This is a genomic window from Bartonella sp. AC130YNZD (assembly GCF_042196865.1).
GTDB lineage: Bacteria > Pseudomonadota > Alphaproteobacteria > Rhizobiales > Rhizobiaceae > Bartonella.
The window spans coordinates 33,433-47,965 of the sequence record NZ_JBHIQZ010000008.1 but is presented as its reverse complement, the minus strand read 5'-3'; the positions used below and the strand labels follow the sequence as shown (position 1 = coordinate 47,965).

At 39.5% G+C, this 14,533-nt stretch carries 21 protein-coding genes; 2 read left to right on the top strand and 19 right to left on the bottom strand.

Annotated elements, in window-relative coordinates:
- Positions 1–373: 373 nt before the first annotated feature.
- From ACFINU_RS04880 to ACFINU_RS04850, 7 genes are all read right to left on the bottom strand, one after another.
- Positions 374–925: a DUF6990 domain-containing protein gene (locus tag ACFINU_RS04880; protein WP_375667400.1), complete on the bottom strand. Its 552-nt coding sequence runs from the start codon at positions 923–925 to the stop codon at positions 374–376.
- A 19-nt stretch (positions 926–944) separates the two neighbouring features.
- A complete protein-coding gene (locus ACFINU_RS04875; protein WP_375667398.1) occupies positions 945–1,544 on the bottom strand; it encodes a hypothetical protein in 600 nt (199 codons plus the stop codon).
- Positions 1,545–1,557: 13 nt separating this feature from the next.
- Complete coding sequence (locus ACFINU_RS04870) at positions 1,558–1,932, bottom strand: hypothetical protein (RefSeq protein WP_375617943.1); 375 nt, start codon at positions 1,930–1,932, stop codon at positions 1,558–1,560.
- 512 nt (positions 1,933–2,444) lie between these two features.
- Entirely contained in the window at positions 2,445–2,603 is a 159-nt protein-coding gene (locus tag ACFINU_RS04865) for a hypothetical protein (protein ID WP_375617942.1), read from the bottom strand.
- Positions 2,604–3,488: 885 nt separating this feature from the next.
- The gene (locus ACFINU_RS04860; RefSeq protein WP_375667396.1) at positions 3,489–3,767 is read right to left on the bottom strand and encodes a hypothetical protein; all 279 of its coding nucleotides are present in this window, start codon (positions 3,765–3,767) and stop codon (positions 3,489–3,491) included.
- A 646-nt stretch (positions 3,768–4,413) separates the two neighbouring features.
- Positions 4,414–4,971: a hypothetical protein gene (locus ACFINU_RS04855; protein WP_375667394.1), complete on the bottom strand. Its 558-nt coding sequence runs from the start codon at positions 4,969–4,971 to the stop codon at positions 4,414–4,416.
- Positions 4,972–5,093: 122 nt separating this feature from the next.
- Positions 5,094–5,372 carry a hypothetical protein gene (locus ACFINU_RS04850; protein WP_375633354.1) on the bottom strand — a complete coding sequence of 93 codons (279 nt, stop codon included), beginning with the start codon at positions 5,370–5,372 and terminating at the stop codon, positions 5,094–5,096.
- Between the two features lie 587 nt (positions 5,373–5,959).
- On the opposite strand from ACFINU_RS04850, the gene ACFINU_RS04845 reads away from it, so the two are divergent.
- Positions 5,960–6,523 carry an NADPH-dependent FMN reductase gene (locus ACFINU_RS04845; protein ID WP_375633355.1) on the top strand — a complete coding sequence of 188 codons (564 nt, stop codon included), beginning with the start codon at positions 5,960–5,962 and terminating at the stop codon, positions 6,521–6,523.
- Between the two features lie 70 nt (positions 6,524–6,593).
- Positions 6,594–7,058: a short-chain dehydrogenase gene (locus tag ACFINU_RS04840; protein WP_375667392.1), complete on the top strand. Its 465-nt coding sequence runs from the start codon at positions 6,594–6,596 to the stop codon at positions 7,056–7,058.
- 452 nt (positions 7,059–7,510) lie between these two features.
- Here the strand turns inward: ACFINU_RS04840 and ACFINU_RS04835 are convergent, their stop codons facing one another.
- The 12 genes from ACFINU_RS04835 to ACFINU_RS04780 all read right to left on the bottom strand — a co-directional run bounded on the left by ACFINU_RS04835 (position 7,511) and on the right by ACFINU_RS04780 (position 14,507).
- Positions 7,511–7,687 (bottom strand): hypothetical protein, encoded by a 177-nt coding sequence (locus ACFINU_RS04835; protein WP_375617936.1) that lies wholly within the window; start codon positions 7,685–7,687, stop codon positions 7,511–7,513.
- Positions 7,688–7,702: 15 nt separating this feature from the next.
- Entirely contained in the window at positions 7,703–8,275 is a 573-nt protein-coding gene (locus ACFINU_RS04830) for a hypothetical protein (RefSeq protein WP_375617935.1), read from the bottom strand.
- A 10-nt stretch (positions 8,276–8,285) separates the two neighbouring features.
- On the bottom strand, positions 8,286–8,660 hold the full coding sequence (locus tag ACFINU_RS04825) for a hypothetical protein (RefSeq protein ID WP_375617934.1): 375 nt from the start codon (positions 8,658–8,660) through the stop codon (positions 8,286–8,288).
- An 88-nt stretch (positions 8,661–8,748) separates the two neighbouring features.
- Positions 8,749–9,900, bottom strand: coding sequence for a DUF6990 domain-containing protein (locus ACFINU_RS04820; RefSeq protein WP_375617933.1), 1,152 nt, complete (start codon positions 9,898–9,900; stop codon positions 8,749–8,751).
- 13 nt (positions 9,901–9,913) lie between these two features.
- Complete coding sequence (locus ACFINU_RS04815) at positions 9,914–10,279, bottom strand: hypothetical protein (RefSeq protein ID WP_375617932.1); 366 nt, start codon at positions 10,277–10,279, stop codon at positions 9,914–9,916.
- A gap of 216 nt (positions 10,280–10,495) precedes the next feature.
- Entirely contained in the window at positions 10,496–10,777 is a 282-nt protein-coding gene (locus ACFINU_RS04810; protein WP_375617931.1) for a hypothetical protein, read from the bottom strand.
- A gap of 260 nt (positions 10,778–11,037) precedes the next feature.
- Positions 11,038–11,262: a hypothetical protein gene (locus tag ACFINU_RS04805; RefSeq protein WP_375617930.1), complete on the bottom strand. Its 225-nt coding sequence runs from the start codon at positions 11,260–11,262 to the stop codon at positions 11,038–11,040.
- 425 nt (positions 11,263–11,687) lie between these two features.
- Positions 11,688–12,020: a hypothetical protein gene (locus ACFINU_RS04800; protein WP_375617929.1), complete on the bottom strand. Its 333-nt coding sequence runs from the start codon at positions 12,018–12,020 to the stop codon at positions 11,688–11,690.
- Between the two features lie 198 nt (positions 12,021–12,218).
- Positions 12,219–12,809, bottom strand: a complete 591-nt coding sequence (locus tag ACFINU_RS04795; protein WP_375617928.1) for a hypothetical protein — start codon at positions 12,807–12,809, stop codon at positions 12,219–12,221.
- Between the two features lie 48 nt (positions 12,810–12,857).
- Positions 12,858–13,481: a hypothetical protein gene (locus ACFINU_RS04790; protein ID WP_375617927.1), complete on the bottom strand. Its 624-nt coding sequence runs from the start codon at positions 13,479–13,481 to the stop codon at positions 12,858–12,860.
- Positions 13,460–13,927, bottom strand: coding sequence for a hypothetical protein (locus tag ACFINU_RS04785; RefSeq protein WP_375617926.1), 468 nt, complete (start codon positions 13,925–13,927; stop codon positions 13,460–13,462). The genes ACFINU_RS04790 and ACFINU_RS04785 overlap by 22 nt, the downstream gene beginning before the upstream one ends.
- Before the next feature lie 355 nt (positions 13,928–14,282).
- Positions 14,283–14,507 (bottom strand): hypothetical protein, encoded by a 225-nt coding sequence (locus ACFINU_RS04780; RefSeq protein ID WP_375617925.1) that lies wholly within the window; start codon positions 14,505–14,507, stop codon positions 14,283–14,285.
- Positions 14,508–14,533 lie beyond the last annotated feature (26 nt).

Below are 14,533 nucleotides of genomic sequence, written 5' to 3'. Positions count from 1 at the left end.
TTTTTGCCTTCCTCTCACCTCAAATGACAAAGGCTCTAACTCCTTAAAGGGCTCTAACCCTTAAAGCTCCTCCCCATAAGCGCTTTAGTCAATGGACCTTTCCCTCATACCGCTTGAATAAGCGATAATTTATGAGCATTTTCTAACAAAAAAGAGACCGCCTTTAAGAAGATAGCAAAATTTATAATTGATTTTTCTCCTCTATTCTTGAGGATCAAGCCATTTCCAGTCTATTTTTTAAAATCTTGGCTATTATTCTCGATTTTTCGAACCCTTTATTTTGCTCTGGTAAGAAAGGTGTGAAAGCGCCATGATTGAGACGCTTTCACATCTTTTAAATAAGGGTGCTTTTCTTCAACAGGAGAGTACAACACTAATCAATTTTTATATCCATAAATGCAGGTTCACCATCTTTAATATAAGTAATATCAGGAGCATGTTTTACCCCCTCTGCTTCAAACACGAACTGTTCATCACTCACCCCTTCAAATCCTTGTTCTCTTAATTCTTGTTTTTTCTCCTCAACTAATTTTTTATGAAAATCTCGTTTTTGATTACACAAATTAAGGTTTCTATCTCTAAAAAGCTGATAGTCCATGGCTATGGACAACTTCTCAGCAACCCGTTCCAGCAGATCGTAACTGAACTTTCCTTCCCTTTCCACTTCTTGAGCGATCACCATCGCGCGTTCCAAATGAACTTTTTCAATGGTTTCATCAAAGCCAAGCTGGTTCCCTGCCGTAAAACTTTCGTCATAAGAAGCTAAAGTCTCCACATCGCCCAGCAAAGCAAGAGCAGCAAGATGCAGCAAAGCATAAGGTGCGAGCTCTATGTCATCATCCGGTGCCCAAGATAAAGAGTCTTTTTCCCAAGGAGGAAGACGATATTGAGAGCGAAAAGTTTCATGCAAAGAATCATCTTCCATTGTCCATTTTAAAGTTTTTTCAAGCGCTTTTTTTTAAACACGCGGCACTCACTTTTTCTTCAAAAATTTCCAATCCATTGGGCACAAAATTCATAAATACCGTTGGCAAAACCCCAGAATTATGAGGATTAATCGTCTGACAAGCAGCCGCAAAAACACCGCTCATAATTAAAAGCCCGCGATCAAACGGGGAAAATTCTTCCACGTGTTTTTCGTTATAAAGAAACTGCACTTCGCGATCTGGTAAAAAGAGGGTTGCCAAATAATCTCCTTTTCCCTCGATGTCCACAGACCACCCCAAGCTTTTTAAAAGCGCTGTTGCACTTTCTATCGTGAGAATTTCATCATCATCATAACCGACAAAGGGTTCTTTTTCCTTTTCCTTTAGTTGCAAACGCCTCTTCTGCAGCACGGCTTCATCTTTCCAAAACTGCTGCATTGCAAGATCATTTTCTTTAAGCACGCGTTCCAACGCGCCTTTCACTTGGAAATTCATTTTCATCCGTTTAAAGACAGAGGTATAAAGAGCTAAAACAAGCATGATAATGATCATGCAAATAACAATAAATACCCAGAACTCGGGATCTAATAGAAGTACAGCTATAGGATCACTGTTCATTTTTCCCCCCTCACTATTTACACAACCCGTGCGACAGAGAGCTTATTTGCTCTCGCTCAGAGAGCGCTTCGTCTAGTTTCTGAATATTTTTGTACAACTCACCCGTCACTTTGGTGCGAAGCCGTAACATCACCGGAATCAAGAAAAGTGCACAGACCGTTATGGCGACCGTCGTTTTAAAGAGAACGGCATGCACAACATATTGCCACCCTGTCAGCTGCCAATTTAATACACCTGGTATTTCTAGAACCATTCTCCAGATGACAATGAGAACCGCAATAGCAAAGATAATTTTATAATCCTTTGCTGAGAGCAACACTTGCTGGAGCGAAAAAGAATGCGCTCCTTTATGCGTTTCTTGCTCTGATGTCCAATTTTGCTCCTTCATGTATTCCCCTCTCACTCTTTGAAAAGCCCCATGCGAGAGAGAGCTTATTTTCTCTCACACAGAGATTGCCTCTTCTCGTTTCTGGATCTTTTTTTCCAATTTACGCATTTTGATGATGCAAAACCCAAATACCACCGGAACAAAGAAAAGTACACAGGCCGTTATGGCTTACGTCATAATAAAAATAATAATATTCCTGCTACCTTGCCACCCTCTTACCTTCCTCACATTTCAAATAGTGAAGATTTTCAAACCACGCCAATCTATAAACAATAGTCACAATTCAGCTTTTTCTTCCTAAAAATTCTCCTATTTTCAAGAAAATGACCCTGCATCCCCACTTCAATAGGATTCATTTCAAAGCTTGAATGAACAAGACTCCTAAAAATACGAAAACAACCCATATACCGCGCGCCCCTACAAGCAAAACCGTTCCTTCCTCAGTCCTCAAACGATAAAGTAAGTCTCAAGCACTCACTCTAGGCTCTAAACCCCACGGGCTCTTATTCCCTTTAATCAACACTGATCCATAATCGGCTTTTCTTCCACTCAATGCCATCCTCAACACTGCCCCTTAGAGCAATGTTTATGGACAACCCATAAAGAGCACCAAAACATATCAGAGGCAAAATGGTATAGAGAGCAATCCCTATAAAGGCTGAATCTCTCATAATTTTTTCATTATTTTTCCCCCTCTCATGACTTCTCAAACGCTGTATCCTGTTCTTGCAAGATGTTTTTCAGTTCTTTTCTTAAACAGCGATACGTTCTCACCTGCTTAAAAACACCATAATAAAGTTGTAAAATCCCCACGGGAATAGCAGCAAACCACAGTGTCACGAACAGAAGCACGAGACCAAATATTGTAACAAGAATATCACTCCATTTTTCTCTATCGCCTTTTTTATACCAATCCTTTTGATCGGTTATTTTACCCCGTTGCTAATCTATTTCTTTCAATTTCCGAATATTTTTTACCAACAAAAGCCACAATGTTATGAAGAGTATGTACAAAACTGGAAACAAGACCCAAACACACATTGTAATAATTTGCCAAAACGTACACAGAGAGAGAAAAAGGGGTGTATCCTGCCACCCTGTCAAGTTCTCTTGGCTACCCAAAGATGAGAGAAAGAAAATCCTGTTCCACAACTCAATAATGAGGGAGAGGAAACAAATGACAACACACTCTCGCACAGAAAAATAATCTTTCCCAGAAAAATAGCGTAGTTCATTACAAAATGCTGAATTTTTCCCCTTCATTGCTCTTCCTTTTTTTATAAAAACGCATTTCTTTATCTCATGCCCGCTCTTTTAAGAACCACGAAAAGTACGATGCATGGCGCTTCCCTTGTTTTCAACAAAAAACCCCAATTTTCTAAAAGCGTGGTTGCTCTTCCAAATGATTAAGAGCATCTTCCTCATTACAAACCTGATAGGCTTCTTTATCCTCTTTGCCTAACGATTTTCCAACCATTCATCCCCTCTTCTTGTGTCACGAGAGCTTCTAAACATTGCCTCTTACCCCTCACAATAGCTACGCAAGCGCTTTATAGCTAGGCAAGCGCCTTGTCACTCTCTTTTCTTACGCGTTTCAATACCCGTCTCACTCTACAATACGTTCTCGCCTGCTTAAAGACACCATAATAAAGTTCCAAAATCATCATGGGAATACAAGCAACCCACACTGTCACGAACATAAGTACAAGAACAAATATCATGACAAGAATATCACCCCTTTTTTCTCTATCGCCTTTTTTATACCAATCCTTTTGATCGGTTATTTTACCCCGTTGCTGATCTATTCCTTTCAATTTCCGAATATTTTTTCTCAACAAAAACCACAATGTGATGCAGAGTATCAACATAACTGGGAACAAGACCAAAACACACACTATAATAACTTTCCAAAACGCATACAGAGAGAGAAAAAGAGGTGTATCCCACCACCCTGTCCGTTCCCCATTGCTACCCAAGGATAGGAGAAAGAAAATCTTGTTCCACAACTCAAGAGAGAAAATGCTGTACTCTTTGCTATCCAAGGATGAGAGAGAGAATCCTGTTCCACAGCTCAAGAAAGAAAATCCTATTCTATAGCTCAATAATGAGTGAGAGAAAACAAATGACAACATGCTCTCCCACAGAAAAAACACTTTTTTCGAAAAAATGGCGCAGTCCATTATAAAATGCTGAATTTTTCCCCTTCATTGCTCTTCCTTTTTTTTATGAAAAACGCATTTCTTTATCTCATGCCCGCTTTTTTAAGAACCACGAAAAGTGCGATGCATGGCGCTTCCCTTATTTTCAATAAAAACCCCCAACTTTCTAAAAACGCGGTTGCTCTTCCAAATGATTAAGAGCATCTTCCTCATTACAAACCTGATAGGCTTCTTTATCCTCTTTGCCTGATGATTTTCCAACCATCCCCTCTTTCTTGTATCACGAGAGCTTCCAAACATTGCCTCTTACCCCTCACAATAGCTACACAAGCGCCTTGTCGCTCTCTTTTCTTATGCGTTTTAATTCCCGTTTCACTCTACAATACGTTCTCACGCGCTTGAAAACAAAATAATAAAATTCTAAAATGAGCATGACAACACCCGCAGGAAAAAAGACGTTTAGCAGAAATATCAACCAAAAGTATACGATAAAAAAACTGCTTATTGTTTCTCTATTGTTTTTTACCGAATTATTTTGTTGATCGGTTGTGTGCCCCCGTTGCTGGATAGCCTCATCCAACTGCTGAATCTTTTTTTTCAACAAATACGTTAAGATGAGATAAAGCACCAATAAAACAGGCATCAAGGCAACAACACACACCATGATGACTTCACGCAGCACAAAAAGCGCCAAAAGAGTGCTATCCTGTGATACACTCAACGTCCACTTGGATTCTAATGGGATCAAAAGAGCTTTATAACCTATCCCAATAAGGATAGAAATAAGACAAATAATCATATGATCTTTATAAGAACGAAATGATTTTCCAAAAACAAGAGAGCACCGTTTGTTATAAAATGTGGAATTTTCCCCCTTCATTTGCTCTTCCCTTTTATGCAACTGTTTGTCCCTGACTTTATAAAGACACGAATAACCTCTCAAGAACAATTGCATCCATTATCGTCAAACAGAACACCCCAGAGAACACTCGTATCGCATATTTATGTTGCCAATACTTTTGCCAATTCACGTGCTTGTTTTAAAGAAACATCTCTCAACACTTGCAAACCAACACGCATCACCCCCATTTCATGAACAGCCCCCATGAAGGGGATAACAATAGTGCCCCCATGAATATATCCCCTTACTATAAACTCTATCACCACCATTATTTCAATAAAAAATGTAATCCGGCACCATTCATATACGCCCCCTGTGGCCTCTACAATAGCCTTACCCTCCCCTTGCGACAAGCCACGCCATAACTCGTTCCTCAACACGGACAACCCCCATTAGCCTAAGGCTCCTACAACAAACCCACCCCTGCCCCAAAAACAGGCATATCTAGCTTCTACGATAGTCTTTATCCCTTGAAAAGACAGAAGCATTTTTATTCTTTTCTCAATTGTTTTCCGCCCACTTAAGACATAAAAAAAGGAACTTCCATTGATTTGCAAATGATCGCGCAATAAGAACATTTGAAATGAGAAAATCTTACAACTTTCTTATTTCAATTAAAAAGGCTCAATGATCATTATAAATCAAAATATGACGATACATTCCATTTTTCATTAGAGTTCTTGCAAGCCAATAGCTCAGAATATATTCATAAAAGCGCTTCTAAGACACGAGACAGCCGCGATTCTTGAGATCAAGCATTTTAATATTAATGAAAGCACTAACATTCTCTTACAAGTTTGAGGTGTTGTTTTGTCAACAATCTTGTTAGCATGGACTGATTCTATGATGATGCGATATCATCACAATTGCTCTTTATGGACAGCATAATGATACGCGCCATTTTACTCACAATTCTTTATAAGCCTTGCGTTATAGGCTTGTGGGGAAAAGATAAAGGAGAATCCTGTTGAATATAGCAATTATTTTGGGGTCTGTGCGTCAACCTTCCTTAACAAGAACTTTAGCCAATTATTTAGCCGATTGCCTCATAAAGCGGGGTGCATCACTTCATTGGGTTGATTTGCGTGAACAGCCCTTGCCGATGACAGATCCAGATTATCATCAGCAGGTTGAGGCTAATCCAAGTGCTGCGGTTCGTAAGTTTGTAAAAACCATTGCAGCGGCTGATGGCGTTATTCTAGCAAGCCCCGTTTATCAAGGGTCTTATTCGGGTGTTTTAAAAAATGCTCTTGATAATTTGAGCTATAATGCCTTTTTAAATAAACCTGTTGGGCTTATCTCTCATGGAAGTACCGCCAAAAAATGCGCACAACCGTGTGAACATTTATTGCCGTTGGTGCGCACGCTTTATGGTTATGCACTCCAATGTCAAATCGCCTCTTCCAACGAAGATTTTTCCTCAGATGATGAAGGTCGTACTTGGAAAGTTATAAGTGATGAGGTACAAACACGTTGTGAAAGACTTGCTGATGAAATGTACACATTTTTAAAGCAAAGAGGTGGGATTTAAAGCAAAGAGGGAGGGAGCATGAAAAAAAAAGGAAGCACACTATCGTTATTTAGTGGTAGGGGGCACAGGGATGCTAGCCCCTTTGTGTCAATCACTAGAGCCAAAAGAAGTGATTATTGCTGCACGCTTTCTTTCCCATAAAGTTCAGCTTGAGGCATTGCAAAAACAGCATATGTGTGTGCCATTGAATTATGATTGTGCGGCATCAAAGGCACAATTTTTAGAAGCTGTGAAGCAATGGCATAATCTAAAATATTGCATATTATGGATTCATTCACCCGCCCATGCATTTTCTTGCGCATTAATTGAGCAGTTAGCTCTTTTACCTAAACCACCATGTATTCTTCATATTTTTGGTTCCAACACGCATGATCAAATGATCCTCGAGTGCGCGCGCAAAAACAAGGTTGATTTTATCCCCATTCAATTAGGACAAAAAACAACGTCAAAAGGTTTACGATGGCTAACACATCAGGAGATAAGCCAACAGGTACTGGATGCCATAAAAAAACATATGAATAAACAAAACTTATGATCAATACCTCTTGCCATGCAAAGAAGCCGAGCCCCCTCAATCTCTATCCATACCCGAACATCCTCTTGAATAGCCCATACTCTCTTACATCATAGGCTTTGAGAACGAACAATCCCCTTCCTTTACGCCTCTAAACAGCATCCTTATATCAACAGCTTCAGAACCAAACTTTTTTCCTCCTCACACGGGCTTATCCCCTCCCCACAACCATCACAGCCCTTAAGCAACCACATACCCTATTACAGTTTCACGTTTTTACGATTTTGCAAATTCACAGAAAACAACAACACTTCCGATCAACAGCCCCATTAAAGCCTATCATCAGCCTATTCATTGCCATCAGCCCTTTTCCCCCAGAGATCAGCGTAAAATGAGAAAAACAATCGATGCCCTCCTCCCAAGTCATGAAGCAATGGCATGATCTAAAACTTATGCCCCCCATGACACGAGCACTACATGCGCTTTTTCAGCGCTGCATTTAATTGTTTGGTAACCTTGTAATACGAGATCAAACGCTTGATAAAAGAAATATACAGTGCCACAATGGGTATTGTTAAGAAAAAATCAAAAATACCCCCCAGCAGAATGATCAAAATCAGCGTGTAAGCTGCCGCCATTGCGTAATGCATTTTATTCCCTTCTCTTTATAAATTGATTGATTGGGTTGCTTCAGTCACTTCTTCCAATTGCTGAATCTTCTTTTTCAATCGATGAGTTAAAATTTCACGAAGGATCACAACAACAGGGATCGTTGCAAAAATACATACCGATAAAAAAAACCAGAAAAGCAAGAGAATGGCAAAATATTCAAATCTGCTCTCATCTATCTCATCTATCCCTTTAAAGAAAATCACATAGACATAAGCTTTGAAAAATATAATGATGAAAGAGAGGCATGCGTGGAGGATATAATCTTTGCGTGAAAAAGCGAGCCATTTTTTTAACGAATAGGAACTTATCTTTGTTTCTAGTGCTAAGTTTTGCGGCACTCTCTCTTTCCCTTTTCCGCTTTTTTCAAAGAAACAAAAACGCTGTGGATGTTCTTTCATCAAACGTCTTTGTTTTTTCACTCTGTAATAGAGCCTCAAACGCTTTATTAAAGAATAATAAGGCGCCACAATAATCATATTCACAAAAATGGCAAAAACTGTAACTGCATTTAGAAGAAAACATCCAATCGGCAGAAACAAAACAAAAACCGCGGACTCACTCCTCATACGTATAACCTCATTGATTAATCTCTTGCTGCTTTATTTTTTCTTTTAGTTTTTTCTTTATTTTTTCCAATTTACGCTCTTTAAAACGACAAATGCCCCACAAAATAGGAAGGGGTGTGAGAAGACAAAACCATATCAACACTGGTAAGAGAAAAATAAGAGAACCAATTCCTTCCCATCTTGTCCATTGCAACGGCTGTACCAGAGACTTTGCACCCGCAGGAACTTCTAAAGCCATCATGATAAGGCATGTACAAAACATGATGAAAAAGCGGTGCCCTATTATTTTACACCGTCCCACCCCTTTGCGCCTTTCCACTGAAGACACCATAAATTTTTTAAATGAAAAGAAAGACACTTCAAATGTTGCTTTTTTCTCCTGCATTGTTCCCCTCTATTTTTACGCTTCGCGCTTTTTACGCATTATTTTTAGGTTTAAGCTCTTTTTAACTTATCTAAACTCTTTATTTTTCTCAATAAATTTTTTCATCAATCCTAATTTCTACATCCATATATTCTAACTCCCCATCCTTTATGTAAAGAATATCGGGACGATAGTTTTTTCCATCAACCTCACAAATCGCGTCCTTTTCGTAAACAAAATATCCCTGTTGCCTTAATTCTTCTCTTTTTTCCTCGATCAATTTTTCATAAGAATCTCTTCTTCTATTGCACAAACTGGGATCTGTAGCTCTAAAATATTCATAGCTTTCTACCTCCATGGAAAAATCCTTTGCCGCCTGTTGAAGCAAATCGTAACTGGGTTGCTTTGTCTTTTCTACCGCTTGAGCGATCACCATTGCGCGTTCCAGATGCTCTTCTTCGATGCTTGTTTCAAAGCCCAGCTTCTCACCTTCCATAAAGCTTTTGTGATAAGAGTGTAAAGTTTCAACATCACCCATCAAAGCCAGAGCCGCAAGATAACGCAGGGAATAAGAAGCCAACCGAGAGACCACAGTTTTGTTTTCCCAAGGCAAGATTCTATATTGAGAGCGAAGCATCTTGCCAAGATCAACCTCAGTCATTGCCTTTTCTAAAGCCTTCTCGAGTGCACGACGTAAACATCCAACGCTTACCTTTTCTTCAAAAATTTCCAACCCCTTCACATCAAAACTCAATTCAAGAGCAATCAAACCTCCAGAATTATAAGGGTCTATTGTTTGGCAAGCCGCCGCATGGATACCAGAAACCACCGCAATTGCACAATCAAATCGCGGATACCCCTTCTCAGCATTATAAAGAAACTGCACTTCACGATCTGGTAAATAATAGGTGGTCAAATGATCTCCTTTTCCTTCAATTTCCACCCTCCACCCCAAACTCTTTAAAAGCGCCGTTGCACTTTCCATCGTTAAGATTTCCTCATCAAAAAGAGAAAACTCTTTTTCCTCAGATAACGGCTTAATCATCAGCGTTGCTCCACTAGACGGCTCAAAAGCGACAGGTTGTTCAAGCACGCGGCTTAATTCTTTTGTCACTTGGCAATACAGTCTCACCCGCTTGAAAATAGAGTAATACAATGCCCAAATAAACATCACGACCACGGCAGAAAGCAGCGTGAAAAGCGTCAAGCCCACACCCCACGAGAGTACAACAATAATATCCATCATTTTAATATCTATCATTTTCTCCGCCCCTTCATGCGCTGTTTTGTTGAGAAGCGGTTTTTCTCCGCTTCCAGATTGCTTGCTCCAACATATCGATCTTTTCTTTCAACAGAACCGTGAAAATGATACGAACCACAAAGGCAACAGGGATGAACAAAAAAATAAACCATGATATAAGCTCCATAATTAACGATAGAGCTGCCACGACATCCCCTTCCCACTTCGCCAACTTCCACCCAAGCAACATGGGTACGAAGCGAAGAGCCATTCTTAAAGCTGCCACAATGAAAGCAATACAAAAGATGACTTTATAATTTTTGCGTGTCAGAAACGCTTCTTCCAGCGAAAAAGACCGTGGTTCTTCATCCAATGATGCATTTTTTCCATTGCCCCTCATTTTTTACCCCTCATTTGTCTCAATTTTTAAGCCATTTTCATGAACCGAAGCTTTCGTCCTCACAATGGATGAGGGTTCATCAATATCAAGCGCTTGTATCCCTCATCTTTTATAAAGACAATATCAGGGGTGTTTTTTTTCATCACCTTCAAACATCATGTTTTCATCACTCACAGTGTACCCCCTATTATCTTAAGGCTTCTCTTTTCTCGTCGATCAAATTTTCATAAAAATATCTTCTTCTATTGCACAAATTTGGGTCTCTGACTCTAAAATTCTAAGTGCTCTTTTTATTTTCAGGAAGATAAGCTGCTTTCCAAAGAAGAAGCAAACGAGTGCAAGAAAATCGTAACGAAGTTGCTTTGTCTTTATGACGATTAGAATCATCAACAAAACCGGCCCAAATTGATTTTTTCGATATTTTTTTTCAAAGCCCAAACTTTCACCTTCCATAAAGCTTTTATGAGAAAGCTGCCAAATGTTAACATCACCAAGCAATGTCAAAACCACAAGGGTGTGCAAGTAAAGAAGAAGCCACTTGAGAGATAGAACAATTTCCTTTCCCCAAGGTGGTGCCCCTATATTGAAAGCCCAAACACGCGGCCAAGATCAACCTCAGTCCCAGATCAACCTCATTCATCGCCCTTATCTAAAGCTTCCTCAAGCACACGACGTAAACGCCCTACGCTTATCTTTTCCTCAAAAAATTTCCAATCTCTTTGCCTTAAAATCCACCCCTTTGCCTCAAAGCCTCGTTGTCAATCTGGCAAAGCCCCAAAATGATAAGGATTAATCATTTGGCAAGCCGCCGCATGGATACCAGCGCCTCTCACAATTCCATAACCAAATTGCACAAAATCTTTTTCATCCAGAGAGAGAAACTGTCCTTCACGGTCTCGTAAATAAATAACGGTCTCGTAAATAAATAGATGTCTCTCTTTTCTTTCAATTTTCCCCCTCCACCCCAAGCTCTTTAAAAGCACTATTACGCTTTCCATGGAACAAAACGTGTGCTTTTTGCTCATCCTCTCTGTGCGTTTTGCCTCTCCACCTGCAAAAAAATGGGCTTTTCTTCCCCAAACACCAGAATATCTTTTGCTTTAAGTATAGATTTTTCGCTCTCAATATCGCTCGGTAAGACACATTTTTATGCTTGATAAAAAGAAAATAAATTACAAGATTTTCTCTCTTTAAGAGAACAGAAACAGCAAGTAAAGTCCAAGAGCAGCCTCTCTTCACTTTCCCCCCAGCACTCAAGCAAGAATCCCACTCAAGCAAGAGCACCAACTCAAGAAAGAGCCTCAATTTTTCTCAAAACACGACACAAATATAAAAAGGCATAAAACGAGAAGTATACCCATGCTCCTTAATGAACAAGTCAAAAGCAAGGCTCAACGAAAGCCTCTCTTCACTTTTTCCCCTCGCACGCTTTTCCCTCACTCACATCGTATAATATGACGGGAGCTCCTTTCTGCTCAACCCCTTCTTCTAATTGCCGTATCATTTTGTTCAACTGACGGGTCACGATAAAACGCATAATAAAAACAATCGGTAAGAATAAAAAAGTACAGGCAAGCATCCATGCCAGTGGCTCGAATACGACAAGAGAAACAAAGTCCTGCCCTCTCCATATCTTAACGACAACAGTTATAACTATTGGAGCAGTCGCCATGACCGTAGAAAGATAGAATATTTTTTTATAGTCTTGCCAAACAAGAGAAAGCTGCTTTTTATCAAACATTCTGCTGCTTTTTATTTTGGGGAGATCTGTTTTAAGGCAATATCGCGTTCATTCAGCACGCATTTCAGTTCCTTTTTCACGCGACAATAAAGCCTCGCACGCTTGATAAACAGGTAATAAATGACAACGATTGGCACCCATATTAAAACACCTAAGAGCGTAAAGAACAGGAAAGAAATGGCTATTAATGTTATAAGACTACTCGTCATTTTGTCCCCCTACCACATTCTGCATACGGATTACCTGATCGCGTTGTTGTATCGCTTCTTCCAATTGTTGAAGCATTTTGTTCAATTTTCTCGTTAATTTTATACACATCATCCCAATGATCGGAGAAAAGAGAAGAACCCCTAACCATAGAAGGCCATAAATAATGCGACCTATTGAAAACCGCGGTACTATAAAACTGACCATACTATCCTTCCACCATACCAAATGTACGATAGAGAAAGCAAATTGCAAAACGGTAAAGAGGATAAAAATAAAAAGAATTATTTTACATTCTTTTGAATAAAGAGGCAGAGATTCTTTAAAGTTAAGAAAGCGTATTTTCGCATCAAGTGTCTTATGCGCGAGATTGTGTCTTTTCATTTCTCCCAGATCGTTGCGCAACTGTTGTATGGCTTGCTTTTGTTGCGTCGTACTCTTTTTCACGTCTTGAGCGAGTTTAAAAGACAACTTCATATGCTTGATCAACAGGTAAGGAAGCCTGATCATAACCATAAACATTAAAATGGCAATAATGATGCCCCCTAAAAAAGCCAAATGTTGTAGTATTATAATGCTCACTTTTTTCCCCTATCACATTGATGTGAAATTATCATTTTCATTCTCTTCTCAAACAAATGTTTCTAATCTCTTTGCTGTTTTTTTCACGCCATAATGAAGAAGACTATGGAGAATTAAAATAACAGGCAAAGTGATGGCACTACATACCAAAATAAACAAAAACGGCAGCGCAATAATCAATAACAAAAAAAACAACGGATCATTGTGTGAAACAGTCGCATATCGTGCAATAAAGGACAAAAAAAGCGTAGCCCATATAAAAAGCGCAACTGCAATGAAAGCCATCCAAGAGATTATTTTATAGTCCTTTTTTGAGAGAAGCAAAGATTCTTGAAAAGAAAAGGCACGCAACTGTGTTGCAAGAACTGTATTCTGTCCCCTACCCTCTGCCTGATTATGCCTCAAATTCTGCGCTGCAGCCTTTTTTAATTTTCGCTGCGTCACCAATAACAAGATTGTCCGTTTTATCAAAGAATAATAAATGGACAAGATGATCTTCACGGTAGAAAAGAGTATCATGCTCCACGCAGAATAAATAACGATAACTATCCCTAAGGAGATCAATAATGTAGTTATTAAAAGAGGCATTATAGAAGTGATCACTTTTCCCCCTATCATATTTTGTTGAGAGATTGGTTGTCTAGCTGTTGCTACTCTGGCAATGTATCCCACAGCTTCATCATTTCCTTCGCATCCCGTTTAGAAATGGCGTTAAAAATAGAAAAGAGCGGAAACAACACGAAAAGGACGCCAAAACTTATTTGCGGTAAGAGACATAAAAAAGCCCAAACACCATTCCACCCGAAGTTACGAAGAAATTCGATCGCAGGAATCTGTATAAAACTCTGACTCATTTCTTGAAAATCTTCTTGTTTCATTTTTCCCAGTGCTTGGAGCTGTTCTTTGGACATAATGTGAAAAAATTCCAAAGGGCTCATATAGACAGACGCGGAAAAAAGCACCAACAAGAGGATAGCCAAACAACAAATGATGATATAATCGCCTGTTGAGAGAGCCATCCATTTTTTGAAAGTTGCCGATTGATCCAACACTGGCTGCGATACAAAAGCCTTATCTCCCTTATGGGCAGATTGGTGTTGTGATTTATCTTCGATCATACGGACACTCCCCCACTTCTAAAATTCCCACTCTTCAATATTTGATAGCACGCCACCAGCGCGGTAAATTTGCTTAGCACCCTTCTCAGAGTAATGCAAGCACTATAATCTCCCTTCTAAATATTTTATTCATTGCCCTATACGCGCTTATACATGCGCGCTTACAAGCCAAAACACCCCTTTTCCCAAGGAAGGGTGTTCTATTGAAAACCAAGCACGCGGCCAAGATCAACCTCAGTCCCAAATCAACCTTAGTCATTGCCTCTTCTCAAGCTTTCTCGAGTGCACAACGTAATCACTGGACGGCTTACTTCTTCCTCAAAAATTTCAATCCCTTTGCCTTAAAGCCTCGTTGTCAATCTGGCAAAGCCCTAAAATGATAAGGATTAATTATTTGGCACGCCGCCGCATGAATACCAGCGCCTCCTACAATTCCATAATTAAATTGCACAAAACCTTTTTCATCCAGAGAGAGAAACTGTCCTTCACGGTCTCGTAAATAAATAACGGTCTGGTAAATAAATAGATGTCCCTCTTCTCTTTCAATTTCCCCCCTCCACCCCAAGCTCTTTAAAAGCATTGTTGCCCTTTCTCTATAGAGTAAAA